The organism is Vibrio sp. 970 (assembly GCF_033339075.1).
Map to the genome: position 1 here is coordinate 1 of NZ_JAWOTW010000881.1, position 506 is coordinate 506.

Annotated in this window: 1 protein-coding gene; it reads right to left on the reverse strand. The window is 48.0% G+C overall.

All coding sequences use genetic code 11. From position 1 onward, the window contains the following. A partial coding sequence (locus tag R7Q11_RS29705) for a cbb3-type cytochrome c oxidase subunit I (RefSeq protein WP_225467406.1) occupies positions 1–506 on the reverse strand: 506 nt, incomplete at both ends.

The following is a 506-nucleotide window of genomic DNA, read 5'->3' on the forward strand; positions in this document are numbered from 1 at the left end:
ATAATGGAAATGTGCCACCACAAAATAGGTATCGTGGTATTGGAAATCCGCCGGCACGATAGCAAGCATCAAGCCCGAGAAACCACCGATAGTGAACAGAACAATAAACGCAATCGCAAACAACATTGGCGTTTCAAAGGTCAGTGCGCCACGCCACATGGTTGCGACCCAGTTAAACACTTTTACTCCGGTCGGTACCGCAATCAACATGGTGCAGTACATAAAGAACAGTTCTGCAAACACGGGCATGCCTGTCGTGAACATGTGGTGCGCCCACACAAGGAAAGAAAGAAGCGCGATACTGCAAGTTGCGTACACCATAGAGTGATAGCCGAACAGCTTTTTGCCACTAAATGCTGGAAGAATGGCAGAGATGATCCCGAACGACGGCAAAATCATTATGTACACTTCTGGGTGACCAAAGAACCAGAAAATGTGTTGGAACATCACAGGATCGCCACCGCCCGCAGCATCAAAGAAGCTGGTACCAAAGTACTTATCGGTCA